The sequence below is a fragment of the Methylobacillus methanolivorans genome (genome assembly GCF_044751345.1).
Lineage (GTDB): Bacteria > Pseudomonadota > Gammaproteobacteria > Burkholderiales > Methylophilaceae > Methylobacillus > Methylobacillus methanolivorans.
The window spans coordinates 36490-56341 of sequence record NZ_JBIWXY010000003.1 but is presented as its reverse complement, the minus strand read 5'-3'; the positions used below and the strand labels follow the sequence as shown (position 1 = coordinate 56341).

The following is a 19852-nucleotide window of genomic DNA, read 5'->3' as shown; positions in this document are numbered from 1 at the left end:
CAAATTCTTGAAAAACCTCTGAATAGTCAGGATGCCGAAACAATTGCAAGCCTCAGCGACGAAGAGGTATTTAGCCCATAATTATTCCTTAGATGAGCCTTTTCAGCAATACCAACAGGAGATTAATCCTGTTGATGCCACAGCATATTCATTTATATTGTTAAACGGCTATGCCACTTCACGCCACTTGATGGAGCAACCAATCGAGGGCGTCTGCTCCGCCGGGCCACGCCCAGTTTCGGCCACCAGCTTCATTGCGCTATATAGATCGCGTGTGGGGTTATCCACTGGTGTCATCACCCGTCCCTGGTTGTCAAAACGCCCCCGGTACTGCAATTCAAGATGGGCATTGAAGCCAAAGAAATCAGGCGTACACACCGCGCCATAAGCCTTGGCGACTTGCTGGCTATCATCAAACAAGTAAGGAAAAGGAAAGTGAAACTCGCGGGCCACCTCGGCCATTTTTTCAAAGGAGTCATCGGGGTAAGCCTCTGCGTCATTGGAGGAAATCGCGACGGTATTAATACCCAACTCACGCAAGGCACGCACGTCTGCCACCAGTCGCTCGCGAATGGCCTGCACATAAGGGCAATGATTACAGATAAACATCACCAGGGTGCCGTTAACGCCTTTTACCTGAGACAGCGACCAGTCGCGTCCATCAACACCGGACAGCTTGAAATCTGGCGCTTTCCAGCCAAAATCACACACTGGTGGATTTAGACTTGCCATAACGCATGCTCCTTCCATTAGAATTCTTGTAAATTAACCGCCAATATTACACCACCTCATGTCCGCACCCCGCTTTTACCACCCTGGCGCACTATCTCCCGGCCACGAAACCACATTGCCAGACAATGCCGCAATTCACGCGAGCAAAGCGCTGCGCATGCAAGTGGGCGATGCTGTCATCCTATTCAACGGCGATGGGCACGATTACCTGGGCAAGCTGACGTCTGTCCGCAAGCAGGAGGTCAATGCCCTGACGATTGAGGCGCACCCACGCCCCACAGAGTCGCCGCTCAAGATCACACTGGCACAAGCCATTTCCTCTGGCGACCGCATGGACTTCACTATCCAGAAAGCGGTAGAGATGGGCGCATTTGCCATTCAGCCCATTGCCAGCCAGCGCAGCGTGGTCAAGCTAGCGGGCGAACGCGCAGAAAAACGTCGCGAGCATTGGCAGAATGTCGCCATTTCTGCCTGCGAACAGTCTGGCCGCGCTTTTGTGCCTCAAGTTGCATCACCCCTAAGCCTGCCTGAATGGCTAGCGCAAAAACCTGCAGCAGATGCATTGATCACCCTGGCACCGAATGCACCACAAACACTGCCACAGCTCAAGCTCACAGGCAGCAACATCTGCCTATTAATCGGCCCTGAAGGTGGCCTGACCGACCAGGAAATCGACATGGCGGCACAACATGGCTTTACCCCGGTGCGCATGGGCCCGCGCGTGCTACGCACAGAAACTGCAGCCCTTGCTGCCATCGCCAGCATGCAGATCTTGTGGGGCGATTTCACTGCATAACACCCCTCCTGACGCAGATCAAAATTGCACCTGAAGTGCATTTACTGTAAAAATATGCTTTATCTGCAAATTCAGGACAACTCAACATGGCGCTAGGCAGTGCAATCCGTAAACGCCGCAAGGCACTCAACATGACGCTGCAAGAGCTTGCGCGCAAGGTTAACGCCAATAGCGGCAACCTTTCCCGCATTGAACGCGGCGCACAAGGTGTTTCTGAAGCCATGTTGCGCAAGCTTTGTACGGCACTGGATTGCACCGCAGCACATCTTTATGCGCAAAGCGATGCAGAAAGTGGGCACAGCACCAATACCTCGCGGCTGACACTGCACCAGCCACAGGAGTTCGTGCGCTGGTTTCGCTCTGCCGCGCCTTATATTCATGCATTTGGTGGTCGCACTTTCGTCATCGCGTTTGGTGGCGAGGTCGTGGATGACGGCCAGTTCGTTGCGCTTTCGCATGACCTTAACCTGCTCGCCAGCCTGGAAGTCCGGCTGGTGCTGGTACATGGTGCCCGCCCGCAGATCGAAAGCCGCCTCAAACGTGCCCGCCTGCAAACTCGCCTGGTCAATGGCCTGCGCGTGACAGATGACGAGGCAATGGAAGCCGTGAAAGAAGCCAATGGCGCCGTGCGCGTGGAGATTGAGTCCCTGCTCTCCATGGGCCTGATCAACTCACCAATGGCGGGTGCGGATATCCGGGTTGCCAGTGGCAACTTCGTTACCGCCAAACCGCTGGGGGTGCGTGAGGGCATTGATCTGCAACACACTGGCGAAGTGCGCAAGGTCGATGCCATCGGCATCCAGAAACGTCTGGACGATGGCGAACTGGTATTACTTTCACCGCTAGGTTATTCGCCGACTGGCGAGGTGTTCAACTTGACGCTGGAAGATGTCGCCACAAGCGCAGCCATTGCCCTGGATGCAGATAAATTGATCTTCCTCATGGATTCCAGCGGCGTACATAATATTCGCGGAGAACTGCTGCGCGAAATGACTACCGACAAGGCCAAGAACCTCCTGCGCCACATCGGCAACAACGGCGCACAGCAAATCACGGAAGACGAATTCTATTACCTGCCCGCTGCCGTCCGCGCCTGCGGCCAGGGTGTGGCCCGTACCCACCTGATCAGCCGCCACGTCGATGGGGCCATCCTGCAAGAGCTATTCACGCATGATGGCATAGGCACCATGATCACCGAAGACCCGCTCGAATCCATGCGCCCAGCCGATATCGGCGATGTGGGCGGTATTTTGCAGTTGATAGAGCCACTGGAAAACGAAGGCATTCTGGTACGGCGTGGCCGCGAACGACTGGAAATGGAGATCCATCATTTCCATGTCATGGAGCATGATGGCAAAGTGATTGGCTGCGCAGCACTCTACCCTTTCCCTGACACCAAAACCGCAGAGCTTGCCTGCATGGCAATTCATGCTTCATTCCGTCGCGGCGGGCGTGGCGACCGCTTGCTAAGCTATTGCGAGGAACAAGTCCGGGAGCTGGGCCTGAAATCAGTGTTCGTACTCACCACTCGCACCGAGCACTGGTTTCTCGAGCGTGGATTCACGGAAGGCAGTGTCGAGCAATTGCCGGGCGAAAAACAAAAGCTCTACAACCTGCAACGGCGCTCCAAGGTATTTATCAAGAAGATTTAAGTCGCCACACAAAAAGGCTCACATTCGCCATTGACCTTTTAAATGATAATAATTAACATTAACTCATTCATCGCTACTCAGTGAGTTGCACACCTCCCGAGCAGTCATGAATGTCCTACCCCGGTACGGCAATCTCCCAGCACTCAAGGGAGGTTGCCGTTTTTATTTGCCCGCATGGAATTGCCAAACAAATCCGTTTAATAAAGGCCAGTCACACGACCCTCGTCATCAATATCAATCCTCGTCGCACAAGGCTCCTTGGGCAGGCCAGGCATGGTCATGATGTCATCACAAATCATCACCACAAACTCTGCCCCCGCACACAACCGCACTGCGCGCACAGTCAGGATATGCTCGTGTGGCAAGCCTCTTTGCGAGGCATCGGTAGAAAACGAATATTGGGTTTTGGCAATGCACACCGGGTAATGCCCATAGCCATCGGTCTGCAATTTATCGATCATGGCCCGCACCCGCCTTGGCGCATGCACCTCGACAGCACCATAGATATTGCGGGCAACCTTGCCTAGTTTTTCCCATAATGAGTCTGCATCTGCATAAACATAACGCATCTGTGCCTGCGCAGACTCTACCAAACTCAACACACTCTTGGCCAGTTTTTCAGCGCCAGCACTACCCTTGGCCCAATGCTCGGCCAGCACCACTTCCACACCACGCCGCGCCATGCGCTCGGTCAGCAAGGCCAGCTCCGCAGCAGTATCATGATCGAATCGGTTCAATGCCACCACGGCGGGCAAGCCATATTGCTGGGTGACGTTTTCCAGATGCTTTTCCAGATTGGCAATCCCTAGTGCCAAGGCCTGCAGATTTTCCTGCGACAATGCAGATATCTCCTGCCCACCGTGATACTTGAGTGCCCTGATGGTAGCCACAATGACACAAGCATCAGGCTTTAGCCCTGCCTTGCGGCACTTGATGTCGATGAACTTCTCTGCGCCGAGGTCGGCACCAAACCCAGCTTCCGTAATGACGATCTCGCCCAGCTTGAGTGCAGCACGTGTAGCAATCACCGAATTACAGCCATGCGCGATATTGGCAAACGGCCCGCCATGCAGCAGGGCCGGGGTATGCTCCAGGGTCTGCACCAGATTAGGCTTGATGGCGTCCTTGAGCAACACGGCCATGGCACCATGCGCCTTGAGATCACGCGCCGTCACGGGATGACCATTCAAGCTATAGCCGATGACAATATTGCCCAGCCTCTCGCGCAAATCATGCAAGGAGTCCGCCAGACAAAACACAGCCATCACTTCAGACGCCACGACAATGTCAAAACCATCCTCGCGGGGCTGGCCATTGACCTTGCCTCCCAGCCCAATCACCACTTGACGCAGTGCACGGTCATTCATATCCATCACGCGTTTCCAGGTCACTTGGCGCGGGTCGATCTGCAATGCATTGCCATGATGAATGTGGTTGTCGATCATGGCAGCCAATAGATTATGTGCCAGCGCAATCGCGGCAAAATCACCGGTAAAGTGCAGGTTGATATCCTCCATCGGCACCACTTGGGCATAGCCACCGCCCGCAGCGCCTCCCTTCATGCCAAATACCGGCCCCATGGAAGGCTCGCGCAAGCAAATCACGGCGCGCTTGCCCAAGCGCTGTAACGCATCGCCCAGACCCACGGTGGTGGTGGTTTTCCCCTCACCCGCCGGTGTGGGGCTGATAGCCGTGACCAATATCAACTTGCCATCAGGGTGCGCCTGCAATTGTGGATTGGCATCAAGGTCTATCTTGGCCTTATATCGCCCATAGGGGATCACTGACTCATCGCTGAGACCAAGCCGGGCGGCAATGTCGGTGATGTGCTTGAGGGTTGCCTGTTGGGCAATGTCGATATCGCTGGGCATGCGCATTCCTGTTCTGGTTGTTGACGGATGCCAAGAAAGTGAACACCTTTCAAACCGAGTTTACCGCTGCCATGCCAGGTTTGATAGTGAGTTTTAGCGCGCTGTCGCGTGATTTTCATATTAAACCAGTTAAAATGGGAGGATATTTATTCACTCGCATTCAGAGAGAGTCGATGCTCAACCAAACTACCGCTATCCAGAAAGCCCAAACCCTGGCCGAAGCCTTGCCTTACATCAAGCGCTTCTTCGATAAAACCATCGTGATCAAATACGGCGGCAACGCCATGACGGACCCACACCTCAAGGAATGCTTCGCCAGCGATGTTGTATTGCTCAAGCTGGTTGGCATGAACCCAGTGGTTGTGCATGGTGGCGGCCCACAGATCAACGAACTGCTGGATAAGCTGGGCAAAAAAGGTGAATTCATCCAGGGCATGCGTGTCACCGATGAAGAAACCATGGATATTGTAGAAATGGTGCTAGGCGGCCAGGTCAACAAGGAAATCGTCAACCTGATCAACCGCAACGGCGGCAAGGCGGTTGGCCTCACAGGCCAGGATGGTAACTTCATCCACGCGCGTAAACTGCTGATACAGGACCTGCAAAACCCGAGCAACATGATTGATATCGGCCAGGTCGGCGAGATTAGCGGCATAGACCCTAGCCTGATCCAGTTTCTCGACAGTGGCGACTTTATCCCGGTGATTGCCCCGATTGGCGTAGGTGCCGATGGCGAGACCTACAACATTAATGCTGATGTCGTGGCAGGCAAGCTAGCGGAAATCCTGGGCGCGGAAAAACTCATCCTGCTCACCAATACCCCTGGCGTACTGGATAAATCAGGCAACCTGCTCACCGGCCTGACACCGAAGCAGATCGACGACCTTGTCGCTGATGGCACGCTCTCTGGCGGCATGCTGCCGAAGATCAGCTCCGCCCTGGATGCGGCTCGCAGTGGCGTCAAGTCTGTCCATATCATCGATGGCCGTGTTGAACACGCCTTACTGCTCGAAGTATTGACTGACGCTGGTGTGGGCACACTCATTACTGCCAAGTAACATATAGCAAGCACGCCTGATGTCGCGCAAGGTCTGGATTTTTGACCTCGACAATACCCTGCATGATGCAGATGCGGAGATATTTCCGCATCTGCATGTTGCGATGACACGCTACATCATGAGTGAGCTGAAGCTGGAGGAAGAAGAAGCCTGCCTCCTGCGCCAGCACTATTGGCGCATCTATGGCGCAACCCTCAAAGGCCTCATGCGGCATCACCGTGTACACCCCCGCCACTTCTTGCAACAAACCCACCAGCTAGATGAGCTTGAACACATGGTCAGCACAGTCAAAAGACTGCGACACACGTTGCAACAGCTCTCTGGCCGAAAGGTAGTATTCACTAACGCACCGATGAGTTATGCAAAAAGAGTGTTAAAATTGCTCGCTATCGACGATATATTCGATCAGGTTTTCAGCGTGGAATCTTCTGGTTTTCACCCTAAACCTGCCATGCGGGGGTTTCAACACTTGTTGCAAACACTCAAGGTCAACGCTGGAAATTGCATCCTGCTTGAGGATAGCCTGCCAGCGTTGATGACTGCCAAACGCCTGGGGATGAAGACCATCCACGTCTCACCCAAGCCCAGGCGCCCCAGCTATGTCGATGTGCGCATTTCCAGCGTGCTGGAGCTACCGCACACCTGGCTTTATAAAACATATAACAATGCAGAATGTCACCAGAGATAGAGCGCTGGCTTCTGCCTGAATCAAGAGGTAAAAAGAAATGGCTTTGAAACCCGGAGAACGTAAGCAGCAAATCCTGGAAACCCTGGCAAAGATGCTGGAATCGCCCAAGCGCGAAAAAATCACTACAGCATCCCTGGCTGCCAAGCTTGAGGTCAGCGAGGCTGCGCTCTATCGCCACTTCCCCAGCAAGGCACGTATGTTCGACAACTTGATCGAGTTCATCGAACAAACCTTGTTTGGCCTCATCAACAAAATCACCTCGGAAGAGGAAGAAGGCCTACGCCAAGCACGCCGTATCGTCACGATCTTACTATTGTTCGCGGAAAAGAATCACGGCATGACGCGCGTATTGATCGGCGATGCGCTGGTCAACGAAGACCCTGCACTGCAGACCCGCATCAACCAGTTGTTTGACCGCATCGAATCCACACTAAAACAAAGCCTGCGTATTGCAGAAACCCAGACCGGCCGCAAGTTCGACCCTGAATCCCAGGCCAACCTGCTGCTGTGCTTTGTGATCGGGCGCTGGCACCAATTTGCCAAGAGCGGCTTCAAGCGCAAGCCGATGGAGTTCGTGCAACAGCAACTGACGTTGCTGTATGGGCTGGAAGAGTAAAACCCCTCCCGTCCAAAAGCCTCTTTAAGATTGGATTGCCCACGAAAGACTGGATATTGATCTACCTTTCGTGGGCATAAAAAAACTTGTCCAATCGCAACAGAAATTAGAAACTACCGCGTAAAGTCAGCATCGCACTACGCGGTTCACCGTAGAAATTCCCCCAACTCACTGCGCCTATCGTCGAGTAATAGCGTTTATCGAAGATGTTGTTCAGGTTCAATGCCAGGCTCCATTTGTCATCCAGACGGTAATTGACCCTAGCGTTCCAAACTGCATATCCTCCTTGTTGAACCTTGATAGTACCAACCTGGCGGTAATTATCACTTTGCAAGTTCACACCACCACCAAGGCTCCAGCGCTCCAGATCACCTCCGAATTTGTACTCTGACCAAGCTCGTAACAAGTGCCGAGGAACATAACTGTTATAGGCAGTGCCTACATTCGTAACAGTAATATCCTTGAGATATTCAGTCTCAGTGTAGGTATAGCCTGCCATTACTTGCAAGCGCTCCAACAACTGTCCGCTTACTTCTGCTTCAGCCCCCTGCGCACGCACCTTACCAGTAGCTGCATAGCAATACCCATCTAATGAGCCTACACAAGATGAGTTGTAATCGGTTTCTGCGCGATTTTTTTCCACAGTCCGGAATAGCGTAAATGCAGTATTCAGGCGCCCATCCAACCAGTCGCCTTTAATACCTATCTCATAACTAGCACCTGTTTTCGGCTGTAACTTGCTGCCATCTGCAGTGACATACGTACTCTGCGGTTGAAAAATATCGGCGTAGCTTGCATACAGCGCCAGGTTAGGCGTGATGTCATAAATCAATGCAGCAAATGGCGTTACTTCGCCAGACTCCTTCGACTTGTCATGCTGCCAATAATCCCAGGCCAAGGTATAGGAATCACGCTGATCTCGATACCAGCTGACTCGGCTACCCAGCACCACAGTCAATGGATCGGTCAGTTTGTAACGCAGATTAGCGTACATGCCATATTGCGTTGTTTTGTTACGCGTCGGAATCGGACCACCACGATAGGCATTGGGCGCATAAACACTATCATCCGGCTCGGGAATATGATGGTTCAGAGCAAATAGGTTCAATGTCTGAGGTAAACGAATAAGCGCCATATAATCATGCTTCTTGGAGCGACTTGCATTCATACCCACGGTCAGCTCATGTTGACGGCCAAATGCAGCAAACTTTCCTGTCAGGTTGGCATCAATACCGTAATCCTGCTGATTGTAATCGAACAGACCGGAATAGAGTGTTTGGCTGGTCGCCGAAGCACCTAGCGGAACAGCGTCATTAGAATAGGCATATTTGTTATCTTGCAGATTGTGGGTATATACCGATGCCACACTGAGCAGCCAATCTTCATTGAGTTTGTGCTTGATATCAGCGAATAATGTACTACGCTCACTCTGCCAGTTATTCCAGTTTGCACTCGGACATGTAGAACGCTTTAACTTGAGGTCGCTGCCGTTCGCATAACGCGGCAAGCCGTGGAAACAAGGCGTCGAATCGAGTCGTTCATATGCATAGGCCACACCAACAGTTGTTGCCGGTGAAATATCATAATCAAGTGCGGCATAAAATATCTGGTCCTTGCGGTCGCCCAGATCATAGAAAAACTGTCTATCCTGCAAAGCAATCACAGTACGCCCTCGCAAGCTGCCATCTTCGTTCAACGGACCGCCGACATCGATCTGAGCGCGATAGTTATCCCATGATCCAGCAGAGAATGTGATCTGGTTCGTGAACACATCCTGTCCTCGCTTACGCACCAGGTTGACCGCACCACTGGAAGTACCTACCCCCTTCATCATGCCTGCAGCACCCCTCAATACTTCAACGCGATCGTAATAAGCCATATCACCACTGAAGCTATCAGCCTGAACATAATTGCCACCAGTATCCAGCGGCACGCCATCATACTGATATTGCCCTAACATCATGAACCCGCGCGAATAGAAATACTTGCCCCCCATAGGGGAGTCATACACGGTAATGCCTGGCGTTTTTTCCATGACTTGCTCAATGGTATTGAGGTTCTGGTCATCCAGAAACTTGCGCGTTAATACCGTTACTGATTGCGGAGTTTCCTTGAGGCTATGCGCTCCCTTGCCAATCGTGATTGCCTGGGCAGCATAAGAATGACTGCCTTCGGTCGCTACAACCCTTTCCGCCCTGGCCTCCACGCTGACTTCTGGCAACATATCGCCCTTTGCATTGGCAGCAACGGGAGCCGGCTTGAGGCTGAAACTACCCACATCGGTCACCACAAGTCTAAGGCCCGTCCCTACCAAGGCCTGCTCCAGTGCTTGTTGCACGGTATATTGCCCATGTACAGCAGCTGCCTGTTTGCCTGCAACCAAGCTGGCATCAACGGTCAAGGCAACCCCTGCCTGCTTCGCGATAGTGTTTAACGTCGACGCAAGCGAAGCTGCTGCAATATCGTAAGTCTGTATTGTTTGGGAGGTGACTACTTCAGCTGCATAGGCAGTCGAAGCAGAAACACTGGCTATACTCAAAGCCAAGACTGCGGCCAATGGCCGGAGGCGCGCATGATTCATGGATGGAAAAACGATGGAAAACAATCTGAACTCCCCTATTAATGAGCGCCAAGAACAGGCGCCTTCCTGTATCTGTCGAAGCAGTCAGGAAAAGTGATAGGGATAAATAGAAAAAATTCTTATTTTTGTTATTTTTCGTTGACGTTCTGTTCGCGCTTCTGGGCAAAACCAATATCTTTCAAGTGCGTAAGATTCCGCCACAACCCAGCAATATTAGTCACACGCACTGGTAATGTCTGCGTAATCGCCGCAATGGAATAATCAATATCGTCGATAGGGAATGTGCCAGTAATCCGCAGGGCAGCCACATCAGGATGCACCCTGATAATGCCAACACGATACCGCGCCAACTCTGCAACTACATCTTCCAGCGTTGTATTCTCAACCACCAGCATGCCGTCCTTCCATGCATCAATGAACGGCGGGCTTGCCAAAGGCTGGGAAAATACCTCCGGATGTAAAACGATGGATTGTGCTTCCCGGACAACGACTTCAGCGCTGCATGCTTCATTGGCGCGGATACTACAACTGGCTGGTCGTACTGCTACAGCTGCTTGCGTTACACTGAGCAATGTAGTGCCCTCGCTGAGCTTGCGTACGACGAACCGTGTACCTAGCGGACGCAAGCTGCCTGACTCCGTCGCTACCATTAATGACAGGTTTTCAATAGTGCCATGGCCGGTTTCTACTTCAATTTCGCCGTCACGTAGGATAATGGTGCGTTGCTGCGCGTCTTCCTCGATATCGATGGCGGTGCGGGTATTGAGGCGGATCATGGTATTGTCGGGCAACACCACCAACTGCCGCTCGCCGGTGGCGGTATGGTAATCCGCGAACCAGCCGCTCCATGGCTGGTACTGGCCATACAATGCAGCAGCCGATGCAATCGCCAGCACCGCTCCCAGCGAGCCAGCGATGCGCTTGGCCTTGCGCGCCTTGAGCAGCTGGGTCAGTACATGGCGTACAGGTTGGGACTCGGCGGGAGCAAGCGAGGCATCCAGGCGGACAAGCTGTTGCCAGGCCCGGGCATGATCCGGATGCGCGGAAAGCCAGAACTCCAACGCGATCGCATCACGCTCGGTGCTTTCCCCGGAACTCATACGCACTTGCCAATCGATGGCCTGGTCCAGCACGCGCCGGGAAACCGGTGAATCAGGATGGCTCATGTCTAGCAGACTGGCGCACGACGCGAATCTCGTTGGCGCTGGTCTCCTCGCTGCCGTAACGCATCAGGTATGCCTGCCGCGCCGCACGCGCCAGGTATTGGCGCACGCGAGGCACTGACACCCCGAGCAACTCGGCAATTTCCGCATGCTTGAGGCCATCCAGCCGGCTATACAACCAGGCAGCACGCGCCCTGGTGCTCAACCCATCCAACAGCCTGTCCATTTCCTGCAACAGCTGTATGGTTTGCAAGCGCTCCTCAGCGGAAGGCCGCATGGTTTCGGGCAATTGCGACAAAGCTTCGAGATAGGCGCGCTCAAGGTCGGCGCGGCGGAAAAAATCCGCCATCAGCCGCTTGGCAATAGTAGTAAGATAGGCCCGGGGTTCGACGATTTCAGACACCGGTCGCAAATCTTCAGCTGCAAGAATGCGTGTAAATGTGTCCTGGGCAAGATCCGCTGCATTGTCAGGGCATCCCAGCTTCTTGCGCAGCCAAGACTGCAACCATGCGTGATGGTTAAGGTATAAAGCTTGCAGCAATGAAGGAGGAAACTTGCTCATGTGTCATTTTATGATGAGCGAGGCCACCATTTAATTGAGAACGTTTCTCATTTTATCAGCGAGCGGGAATTTTGGATAGCCGCAGCAGCGATGCTCACTAACCGACAGATTCTTTGAGCGGAAACCGGTACATCGACTCCATCGCCGTCACCCGTGCAGCAAATACGGCTTCCTTGATAGCTTCTGGGCTGTTTTGCTGGCGGGCAATTGCTCCAGCATCCACCGACATGACAAGATTCAATATCTCCAGCAATAGCGGAAACAGCGGCAACGCCTGCTGCTCAAAGCCGGTACGCCCACGGGCATCGGCCTCGCAGGCCCGGAGAAAATCGCAGAACCGCTGGGGCTGGCGCAGTGCATCGGTCTCTTGCAGGAAACGCAGAACGGTCGCTGCCTTCATCTCGCCGACTTGATGCACCTTGCCATGAAATTTGGCCACCACCAGCGCAAGCTCCTTGCAATCATTCGGTACGCGTAGACGCTTCACCAATGGTTGCAGCATATTGACGCTACGTTCCTCATGCCCGATATGCCTGGGCAGGATATCGGCGGGCGTCGTCCCTTTGCCCAGATCGTGCGTCAATGCGGCGAAGCGCACCGGTAAGCTGAAGCCCGCCTGCGCGGCATAGTCGATCACCATCATCACATGCACGCCGGTGTCGATCTCGGGATGATATTGGGCAGTTTGCGGCACGCCAAACAGGCGATCCAGCTCAGGCAGAATACGTTGGAGTGCGCCGCAAGCACGCAGCACTGCGAACATGCGGCTGGGTTGCTGCTCCATGAGACCCTTGGCCAGCTCCTGCCACACCCGCTCTGGCACCAAGGCATCCACCTCACCATCCTCAACCATATTGCGCATGAGCGCCATAGTTTCGTCAGCAACGCTAAACTCGGTAAACCTTGCTGCAAATCGCGCTGCGCGCAGGATACGCACCGGGTCTTCGCTGAATGCGGGGCTGACATGGCGTAACACTCTGGCCTGGATATCGCTGACACCGTGATAAGGATCAATCAATTGACCATGCTCGTCCTCGGCAATGGCGTTAATGGTGAGGTCGCGCCGCGCCAAGTCTTGCTCCAGCGTCACATCGGGGGCCGCATGCACCTGGAAGCCTTTATACCCTTTGCCAGTCTTGCGCTCGGTGCGCGCTAGCGCATATTCCTCGTGGGTGTTTGGGTGCAGGAACACGGGAAAATCTTTTCCCACGGGGCGGTAACCCAAACTCGCCATGGCCTCGGGGGTGCTGCCGACGACGACATAATCCCGGTCCTTGACTGGCAAGCCGAGCAGCTTATCCCGGACTGCGCCACCCACCGCATATATTTGCATGGCTCAGCGCCTGCCGAAAGTTCTGCCTGCCAGACTACGGAAGCGGTCATAAGCACCGCGAGGGGTATCACCGACCAGATATTCTGGTGCAACAGCTTCCAGTGCCGTGGTCGAATTGCCAAACAGCTCCTTGACTGGTGCGGCACAGACGCTATCGACTTCCATGCTGAAGAGGTTGTCTCGCGTCATCAGCTTTACCGGCAGCTTTTCCATGACATAGGCTTGGTAGTAAGAGAGCTTGTCATTCAGCGGTACGATACGGCGCTTCTTGCCGAGCAAGAAAGCAACAAACTCAATCAACTGCTGCAAGGTATACACCTGCGGGCCACCCAGATCCATGCTGCGGCCGTAAGTGCTGATATTTTCGAGCGATGCCACGAACACATGCGCGACATCCTCCACCCAGATCGGCTGAAAACGCGCATGAGGCTTGGCAACCGCAATCACTGGCAATATCTTCACCACATTGGCAAACAGGTTGAGGAACTGGTCGCCACGCCCAAAAATAACGGAAGGACGGAACACCGTGACATCCACCTCACGGGCACGTGCCAGCACCGCAGCTTCTCCTGCTGCCTTGGAGCGCAGGTAAGCACTCTTGGCATTTGCACTGGCTTGCAGTGCACTCATGTGCAACAGGCGCTTCACGCCTTGCTTGCAGCAGATATCAGCCAAACGTGCAGGTAACTCGGCATGCAACTTGTCGAAGCGGGCCTGTGATGTCTCATGCAGGATACCTACGAGATTGATCACGGCATCCTGCCCATGCAAGTGTCCAGATAGCGCCGTGTCATTAAAGATATCGCATTCCACAACCTGCACATTGGGTAACAAGATCAGGTGCTTGCTGCTCTCGCGCCGCCGCGTCAACACCTTGACGTCATAACCTGCGACGCTGAGCTTGTGCACAATCGCACTTCCCACAAAGCCAGAGCCGCCAATCACACATATTTGCCTGATACGTTGCATTACTTCATGTCCCTTTTTTTCCTGCTTGAAGCAGGGTTAATCTTGTTCCGGATTAATAGGCTCGCCCACGCCAGGCACCACGCCCAAACGCTGTTTCAAGCTCTGGGGCTTGGTGCCCAATTGCTGTGAGTAATACATGGAGTTGCCCAATACTTTTTTCACGTAATCGCGCGTTTCGCTGAAGGGAATGGTTTCTGCATACACAGCACCTTCCAATGGCTTGTCCGAAGCCCAGCGCTTGGGCCTGCCCGGTCCGGCATTGTAGGCGGCGGTCGCCATCAATGGCTGCTGATCCATCCTGTCCATGGTATAGCGCAGGTAGTGCGTACCAAACTTCAGGTTGGTATCGAGTTGGTTGATCATGGCAGGCTTGTAATCACCCATGCCCATACGCTTGGCAATCCACTTGGCAGTTTCCGGCATCACCTGCATAAGGCCGGAGGCGCCCACCACCGATTTAGCCCAACTGACAAAACGGCTTTCCTGGCGAATCAGGCCATAAATCCAGGCTTCATCCAGTGAGTTATCAGCCGCATAGCCCTGCATGATGTCGCGGTAAGGCGCAGGGTAACGCAAGGCAAAATCATGCAGTAGCTTGGTGCGATCAGCCGTACTGATCGCCACGTCATACCATCCCTCGCGGAAGGCAATTTCCGCGGTGGCTATCAATTGCTTGTCGTCGAAATCACGGCTGGCATAGCGCCATTCGTCGCGGGATTCGGTGCGCATTTCCAGCCGCCGCAATGCCAAGGCACGCTGGATACCCGCGTTATCCAATACCGCCCGCATCTCTTCTGCATTGGCTTTATAAGGTGCAGGAGTCGCGGTGATCACATCTCCCATTTCCTCTTCTGCCAATAGCCCGTAATAGGTATTTTCCTTGGAGAGCTTCACCAGGATCAGATTAGCCGCAACGATCTGCTTTTGCTCCTTGAGCGCACGGGCCTTCCAGTATTGCCAAACTTGCTCTTCCTGCTGCGATTCCGGCATTGCCGCAATGGTCAGCTGTAATGCTTTCCAGTCACCCGCACGCATGGCGGCCCTGGCTTTCCACTCTTGCTGGTCCTTGTCCAGCACAGCGCTTCCAGCCCTCTGGAAATAAGTAAGCGCCGCAGGGTCGTGTTTACGGGCGGCATGCAAAGCGAAACGGCCCCAGAAATAATCACGATCAGCGACATCAAAGTTAGTATGCAGTTTTTCCCATAGATCCAACGCCAATGCAGGCTGGCTACGACTCAAGCGCTCCAGCGCATAGAGATTAAGCTCTTTGCCCAATCGGGTCTTAAAGCTGATTTGGCGTTTTTCCAGCACTTGCTGCGGGTTCTGGTAAGCCTTGTCCAATAACTTGAGATTATTCTTGTCGATATTCGGCAATCGTTGCAGCACGGTCTTGGCAACCGTCATTTTGGAACCTTGCAACAGCAAGCGGGTACGTGCCCAGATATCTTCCTCGCGCAATACCCCGCCGGTCTGCAAACGCTCAAACACCGCACCACAATTGGCAGGCAATTCATTGCCCGTCATCCACAGCGCTTTGCCCTCGCGTACAGCCGATTCCTGCCCCTGTTGGATGCCACCATCAGCAGCATAGCAACTCACCGCCATATCATCGCGCTGAAGCTTGGGGTATTCCTCGAAGAAAGTGCTCCAGTCCTGACGCCGGGCAAGCACCTTCAACCACTCTCCGCGCAGGCGATCAGCGAATGGAGCATCGCGATACTGCTCCAAGAAAGCCTGTATCGAGGCTTTATCGGCCTGGTTAAGATCAAGTAAGAAACGCCAATAATCGGTATAAGGAGCAAGAATATAGCGCTGCGCATGCAGGGCTTGGGAAGCAGAGGTCAACGCATTGAGATTTCGCGTGTTGTAGGCATTGCGTGCACTCAGGAACAGGTCATCAGGGCTGTCAGCATGGACAACTTGACCACAGGCGAGCAAGCCCACCAACAAGCATGAAGCGATTAGCCTCCTGCCAATTCCCCCTGGCAAGCGTGCCAGGGCAACACCAAACTTACTTAACTGCATTGTGTATACCCAAACCATGACGCTTGACCAAGGATAGCATAGCCATCCACCGGATGACGGCCCTTTGCGCAAGCTAATAGAGAACGATACGACCCATGGCAATGACCAAGGCGACCACCATGAGCAAGACCAAGGTGAACTTGATGAGTTGCCAAGTGAACTTGAGATAACGCTTGTCACCTGAAATGACGTAAATACCCAGCGACACCGCGACCGAGATCACCCCCAGTATCAGCAGTATGCGTAAGACCAGCATGGCTTAGACGTATTGCAGGGCCGGCGGCATGCCGATAGGCGTTTGGAAGGCGCCGGGCGCTTCCTCGAACTTGTCGAAAGTCGCGTATTCCCAGGCGTCACTGTCAGCAAGCAAGGTGCGCAGCAACTGATTGTTCATGTAGTGACCAGCCTTGAAAGCGCTGAATGCGCCAATCAGGGGATGGCCCAGAACATAAAGATCACCAATCGCATCCAGCATCTTGTGTTTGACGAACTCATCGTCATAACGCAAACCGTCGCTGTTCAGTACGCGATACTCATCCAGCACGATGGCATTATCCAGGCTACCACCACGGGCTAGGCCCATAGAGCGTAATGCCTCCACTTCATGCATGAAGCCGAAAGTGCGAGCGCGGCTGATTTCCTTGATGTAGGAGTTATCAGCGAAATCAATGGTGATACGCTGCCCAGTGTGCTCCACGGCAGGATGGTTAAAATCAATGGTGAAGTCGAGCTTGAAGCCGAAATAAGGGTCAAAACGCACCCATTTATCGCCTTCGTGATATTCAACGGTTTTCTTGATACGGATGAATTTCTTCATCACGGGTTGTTCGACAATGCCAGCCTGTTGCAGAAGGAATACAAAAGGCCCGGCACTGCCGTCCATAATCGGCACTTCGCCTGCATTCAGCTCAATGAGGATGTTGTCTATGCCTAACCCGGCAAGGGCAGACATCAGGTGTTCAATCGTGGCAACCCGGGCACCGTTGCACTCCAGCGCAGAGCACAACTTGGTATCGGTAACGAGATGAGGCTGCACCTTGAATTCAGCGGTGTCGGGCAGATCGACCCTACGGAATACAATACCAGTGTCAGGGGCCGCAGGGCGTAAGGTCAGGGTAACCTTGTCGCCCGAATGCAAGCCCACACCGGTGGCGCTGATTTCAGTTTTCAGTGTTCTTTGTTTAAGCACTGCTGTCCCTCTCGCGAGAGTCCTCATTCATATAGTTGCCACAATTATAACACGCGACGCTGCGCCCACCCGAGCAGGCAGCCAGCCTCACCATGCCTATGCAGGCTTATTGCTTAGTCAGCCTGCTTGCGCAGGAATGCAGGAATATCATATTCCTCCACGCCTGACATCTTCATGGCTTCCACCTGGGCGCGACGGCCATTGGAGCTGAATACCGCAGGGCCTTCATCATCCATGCCACCCATGTAGACAGGCTGGTTGGTCGTACCATCACGCACCTGGGTCATCACACGCAGCTCAGGCTTCTGTTGGCGACGTGCTACTGCACCATTCAAGCCAGTGGCCACCATGGTCACACGCAGGCCGTCACCGATGGACTCGTCAAACACGTTACCAACAATCACGGTTGCATCTTCAGCGGTGAATTCCTTAATGGTGTTCATCACATCGTAGTACTCCTTCATCTTGAAGGAAGTGCTTGCTGTAATGTTCACCAGCACGCCACGCGCATTGGCCAGGTTCACGTCTTCCAGCAATGGGCTGGCAACCGCTTGCTCAGCAGCAATACGTGCACGTTCGCTACCAGTCGCTGTAGCAGACCCCATCATTGCCATGCCCATTTCGGACATCACGGTACGTACGTCGGCAAAGTCGACGTTCACCATGCCTGGGCAATTAATGATTTCTGCGATGCCTGATACAGCGTTGTGCAACACATCATTCGCTGCCTGGAATGCTTCCAGGAATGGCACATCCTCACCCAACACTTGCATGAGCTTTTCATTGGGGATGATGATAAGAGAGTCGACGTGCTTGGAAAGTTCTTCCAGGCCTTCTTGTGCCACCTTGGTACGCTTGCCTTCAAAAGAGAATGGCTTGGTCACTACGGCAACAGTCAAGATACCCATTTCCTTGGCCACTTCCGCAATGATAGGTGCAGCACCGGTACCAGTACCACCGCCCATACCCGCAGTGATGAACAGCATATCTGCGCCATCAATGATCTCGGCAATGCGGTCACGGTCTTCCAGCGCAGCTTCGCGACCGATTTCTGGCTTAGCGCCAGCGCCCAGGCCCTTGGTGATGTCAGTACCAATTTGCAATACCGTCTTGGCATGGCTCTTTTTCAAGGCCTGCATATCGGTATTCGCGCAAATGAATTCCACGCCGCCAACTTCCTTGGCAATCATGTGTGCCACGGCATTACCACCGCAACCACCCACGCCTATCACTTTGATCACGGCCTCTTGTGAGTCCCTGTCCATAATCTCAAACATGTTAAATTCCTCCAAAGTTACGTCTGCCTAAACTCGAAAAAAGCACTATTGCTTACACACAATCGCTTACAAACACGCTACTCAACTACTAGAAATTACCCTGGAACCAACTCTTCATCCGGCTCAACACCTGGCTGAAAGAATTGGATTCCATCTGTCCCTGGAGCTGACGTTCCACTTGCTGCTGTCCCATCAATACCAGTCCCACCCCGGTGGCATAACGCGGATTACCTACCACCTCGGACAAACCTCCCACATTGCGCGGCATGCCAAGGCGCACCGGCATGTGGAAAATCTCTTCACCCAGTTCCACCATCCCCTTCATGAGGGAGGAACCACCTGTAATCACAATGCCGGAGGCAATCATTTCCTCCATGCCGCTACGGCGCAATTCGCCGAGCACAAACTCATATAGCTCAACCACGCGTGGCTCGATCACCTCAGCCAGGGTCTGTACCGACAATTGGCGCGGGTCACGGCCATCAACGCCCGGCACTTCCACCACCTCACGTGCATCAGCCAGCTGGCGCAAGGCGCAGCCATGCTTGATCTTGATTTCTTCTGCCGATTGGGTCGGCGTGCGGAAAGCAACGGCAACGTCGTTGGTGATCTGGTCACCCGCAATCGGCACCACGGCGGTATGGCGGATCGCACCCTGCTTGAACACGGCAATGTCGGTTGTGCCACCGCCAATATCCACCAGGCACACGCCCAGTTCTTTTTCGTCTTCAGTCAATACCGCCAGGCTGGATGCCAAGGGCTGCAAGATAAGATCGCTTACTTCCAGGCCGCAACGCTTGATGCACTTGACGATGTTCTGCGCAGCAGAAACAGCGCCAGTGACGATATGCACTTTGACCTCCAGCTTCATACCACTCATGCCCAGAGGCTCGCGTACGTCTTCCTGACCATCGATAATGAATTCCTGCGTCAAGATGTGTAGGATCTGCTGGTCGGATGGCAAGGCAATCGCCCGCGCAGTCTCGATCACACGATCCACATCCATCTGCGTCACTTCGGCATCCTTGATCTTCACCATGCCGTGCGAATTCAGGCTCTTGATATGCGAGCCTGCAATGCCGGTGAACACGGTGCTGATCTTGCAATCCGCCATGAGCTCGGCCTCTTCCAGCGCACGCTGGATCGCCTGTACGGTGGAGTCGATATTCACCACCACACCCTTCTTCAAGCCGCGCGAGGTGTTTTGCCCCAAGCCGATGACCTTGAGGCTGCCATCCAGCTGTAGCTCGGCCACAATCGCCACGATCTTCGAGGTGCCAATATCCAGCCCGACTATCAGGTTCTTATCTTCCCGGACCCTGCTCATTTATTTCTCCAAT

General features: G+C 53.7%; 17 protein-coding genes. 5 read left to right on the top strand and 12 right to left on the bottom strand.

The window, feature by feature from the left end:
* Positions 1 to 168 precede the first annotated feature (168 nt).
* Positions 169 to 732, bottom strand: a complete 564-nt coding sequence (locus ACIKP9_RS12595; protein WP_400883534.1) for a thioredoxin family protein — start codon at positions 730 to 732, stop codon at positions 169 to 171.
* Positions 733 to 790: 58 nt separating this feature from the next.
* Here ACIKP9_RS12595 and ACIKP9_RS12590 point away from each other — a divergent pair, with 58 nt between their 5' ends.
* Together ACIKP9_RS12590 and argA are read left to right on the top strand one after the other, a co-directional pair.
* A complete protein-coding gene (locus ACIKP9_RS12590; RefSeq protein WP_400883532.1) occupies positions 791 to 1528 on the top strand; it encodes a 16S rRNA (uracil(1498)-N(3))-methyltransferase in 738 nt (245 codons plus the stop codon).
* Between the two features lie 86 nt (positions 1529 to 1614).
* Positions 1615 to 3180, top strand: coding sequence for an amino-acid N-acetyltransferase (gene argA, locus ACIKP9_RS12585; RefSeq protein WP_400883529.1), 1566 nt, complete (start codon positions 1615 to 1617; stop codon positions 3178 to 3180).
* A 197-nt stretch (positions 3181 to 3377) separates the two neighbouring features.
* Here the strand turns inward: argA and ACIKP9_RS12580 are convergent, their stop codons facing one another.
* A complete protein-coding gene (locus tag ACIKP9_RS12580; RefSeq protein WP_400883526.1) occupies positions 3378 to 5051 on the bottom strand; it encodes a formate--tetrahydrofolate ligase in 1674 nt (557 codons plus the stop codon).
* A gap of 173 nt (positions 5052 to 5224) precedes the next feature.
* On the opposite strand from ACIKP9_RS12580, the gene argB reads away from it, so the two are divergent.
* Genes argB through slmA form a run of 3 tightly spaced genes read left to right on the top strand, consistent with a single transcriptional unit; the run spans position 5225 to position 7413 of the window.
* Positions 5225 to 6109 (top strand): acetylglutamate kinase, encoded by an 885-nt coding sequence (gene argB, locus ACIKP9_RS12575; RefSeq protein ID WP_230348950.1) that lies wholly within the window; start codon positions 5225 to 5227, stop codon positions 6107 to 6109.
* Positions 6110 to 6128: 19 nt separating this feature from the next.
* Positions 6129 to 6797: a pyrimidine 5'-nucleotidase gene (locus ACIKP9_RS12570; protein ID WP_400883522.1), complete on the top strand. Its 669-nt coding sequence runs from the start codon at positions 6129 to 6131 to the stop codon at positions 6795 to 6797.
* 37 nt (positions 6798 to 6834) lie between these two features.
* Complete coding sequence (gene slmA / locus ACIKP9_RS12565; protein ID WP_230348952.1) at positions 6835 to 7413, top strand: nucleoid occlusion factor SlmA; 579 nt, start codon at positions 6835 to 6837, stop codon at positions 7411 to 7413.
* A 106-nt stretch (positions 7414 to 7519) separates the two neighbouring features.
* Here the strand turns inward: slmA and ACIKP9_RS12560 are convergent, their stop codons facing one another.
* The 10 genes from ACIKP9_RS12560 to ftsA form a co-directional block, all read right to left on the bottom strand.
* The gene (locus ACIKP9_RS12560) at positions 7520 to 9958 is read right to left on the bottom strand and encodes a TonB-dependent siderophore receptor (protein WP_400883520.1); all 2439 of its coding nucleotides are present in this window, start codon (positions 9956 to 9958) and stop codon (positions 7520 to 7522) included.
* A gap of 164 nt (positions 9959 to 10122) precedes the next feature.
* Positions 10123 to 11160 carry a FecR domain-containing protein gene (locus ACIKP9_RS12555; protein WP_400883518.1) on the bottom strand — a complete coding sequence of 346 codons (1038 nt, stop codon included), beginning with the start codon at positions 11158 to 11160 and terminating at the stop codon, positions 10123 to 10125.
* Positions 11147 to 11719 carry a sigma-70 family RNA polymerase sigma factor gene (locus tag ACIKP9_RS12550; RefSeq protein WP_400883516.1) on the bottom strand — a complete coding sequence of 191 codons (573 nt, stop codon included), beginning with the start codon at positions 11717 to 11719 and terminating at the stop codon, positions 11147 to 11149. Before ACIKP9_RS12550 ends, ACIKP9_RS12555 begins: the two co-directional genes overlap by 14 nt.
* A gap of 97 nt (positions 11720 to 11816) precedes the next feature.
* Entirely contained in the window at positions 11817 to 13052 is a 1236-nt protein-coding gene (locus ACIKP9_RS12545; protein WP_400883513.1) for a multifunctional CCA addition/repair protein, read from the bottom strand.
* Between the two features lie 3 nt (positions 13053 to 13055).
* A complete protein-coding gene (locus tag ACIKP9_RS12540; protein ID WP_400883510.1) occupies positions 13056 to 14021 on the bottom strand; it encodes a complex I NDUFA9 subunit family protein in 966 nt (321 codons plus the stop codon).
* Between the two features lie 36 nt (positions 14022 to 14057).
* Positions 14058 to 16046 carry a transglycosylase SLT domain-containing protein gene (locus ACIKP9_RS12535; protein ID WP_400883507.1) on the bottom strand — a complete coding sequence of 663 codons (1989 nt, stop codon included), beginning with the start codon at positions 16044 to 16046 and terminating at the stop codon, positions 14058 to 14060.
* Positions 16047 to 16119: 73 nt separating this feature from the next.
* Entirely contained in the window at positions 16120 to 16302 is a 183-nt protein-coding gene (locus ACIKP9_RS12530; protein ID WP_400883504.1) for a hypothetical protein, read from the bottom strand.
* A gap of 3 nt (positions 16303 to 16305) precedes the next feature.
* Positions 16306 to 17235, bottom strand: a complete 930-nt coding sequence (gene lpxC, locus ACIKP9_RS12525; RefSeq protein WP_400883501.1) for a UDP-3-O-acyl-N-acetylglucosamine deacetylase — start codon at positions 17233 to 17235, stop codon at positions 16306 to 16308.
* Between the two features lie 113 nt (positions 17236 to 17348).
* On the bottom strand, positions 17349 to 18512 hold the full coding sequence (gene ftsZ / locus ACIKP9_RS12520) for a cell division protein FtsZ (RefSeq protein WP_400883498.1): 1164 nt from the start codon (positions 18510 to 18512) through the stop codon (positions 17349 to 17351).
* Positions 18513 to 18600: 88 nt separating this feature from the next.
* Complete coding sequence (gene ftsA, locus ACIKP9_RS12515; RefSeq protein ID WP_230348959.1) at positions 18601 to 19839, bottom strand: cell division protein FtsA; 1239 nt, start codon at positions 19837 to 19839, stop codon at positions 18601 to 18603.
* Between the last annotated feature and the right edge of the window lie 13 nt (positions 19840 to 19852).

What these genes read in the sequence shown, in the direction of transcription:
- ACIKP9_RS12595 (WP_400883534.1), bottom strand. Translation starts at nt 732, where the DNA reads ATGGCAAGTCTAAATCCACCAGTGTGTGATTTTGGCTGGAAAGCGCCA.
- ACIKP9_RS12590 (WP_400883532.1), top strand. Translation starts at nt 791, where the DNA reads ATGTCCGCACCCCGCTTTTACCACCCTGGCGCACTATCTCCCGGCCAC.
- argA (WP_400883529.1), top strand. Translation starts at nt 1,615, where the DNA reads ATGGCGCTAGGCAGTGCAATCCGTAAACGCCGCAAGGCACTCAACATG.
- ACIKP9_RS12580 (WP_400883526.1), bottom strand. Translation starts at nt 5,051, where the DNA reads ATGCCCAGCGATATCGACATTGCCCAACAGGCAACCCTCAAGCACATC.
- argB (WP_230348950.1), top strand. Translation starts at nt 5,225, where the DNA reads ATGCTCAACCAAACTACCGCTATCCAGAAAGCCCAAACCCTGGCCGAA.
- ACIKP9_RS12570 (WP_400883522.1), top strand. Translation starts at nt 6,129, where the DNA reads ATGTCGCGCAAGGTCTGGATTTTTGACCTCGACAATACCCTGCATGAT.
- slmA (WP_230348952.1), top strand. Translation starts at nt 6,835, where the DNA reads ATGGCTTTGAAACCCGGAGAACGTAAGCAGCAAATCCTGGAAACCCTG.
- ACIKP9_RS12555 (WP_400883518.1), bottom strand. Translation starts at nt 11,160, where the DNA reads ATGAGCCATCCTGATTCACCGGTTTCCCGGCGCGTGCTGGACCAGGCC.
- ACIKP9_RS12550 (WP_400883516.1), bottom strand. Translation starts at nt 11,719, where the DNA reads ATGAGCAAGTTTCCTCCTTCATTGCTGCAAGCTTTATACCTTAACCAT.
- ACIKP9_RS12545 (WP_400883513.1), bottom strand. Translation starts at nt 13,052, where the DNA reads ATGCAAATATATGCGGTGGGTGGCGCAGTCCGGGATAAGCTGCTCGGC.
- ACIKP9_RS12540 (WP_400883510.1), bottom strand. Translation starts at nt 14,021, where the DNA reads ATGCAACGTATCAGGCAAATATGTGTGATTGGCGGCTCTGGCTTTGTG.
- ACIKP9_RS12535 (WP_400883507.1), bottom strand. Translation starts at nt 16,046, where the DNA reads ATGCAGTTAAGTAAGTTTGGTGTTGCCCTGGCACGCTTGCCAGGGGGA.
- ACIKP9_RS12530 (WP_400883504.1), bottom strand. Translation starts at nt 16,302, where the DNA reads ATGCTGGTCTTACGCATACTGCTGATACTGGGGGTGATCTCGGTCGCG.
- ftsZ (WP_400883498.1), bottom strand. Translation starts at nt 18,512, where the DNA reads ATGTTTGAGATTATGGACAGGGACTCACAAGAGGCCGTGATCAAAGTG.
- ftsA (WP_230348959.1), bottom strand. Translation starts at nt 19,839, where the DNA reads ATGAGCAGGGTCCGGGAAGATAAGAACCTGATAGTCGGGCTGGATATT.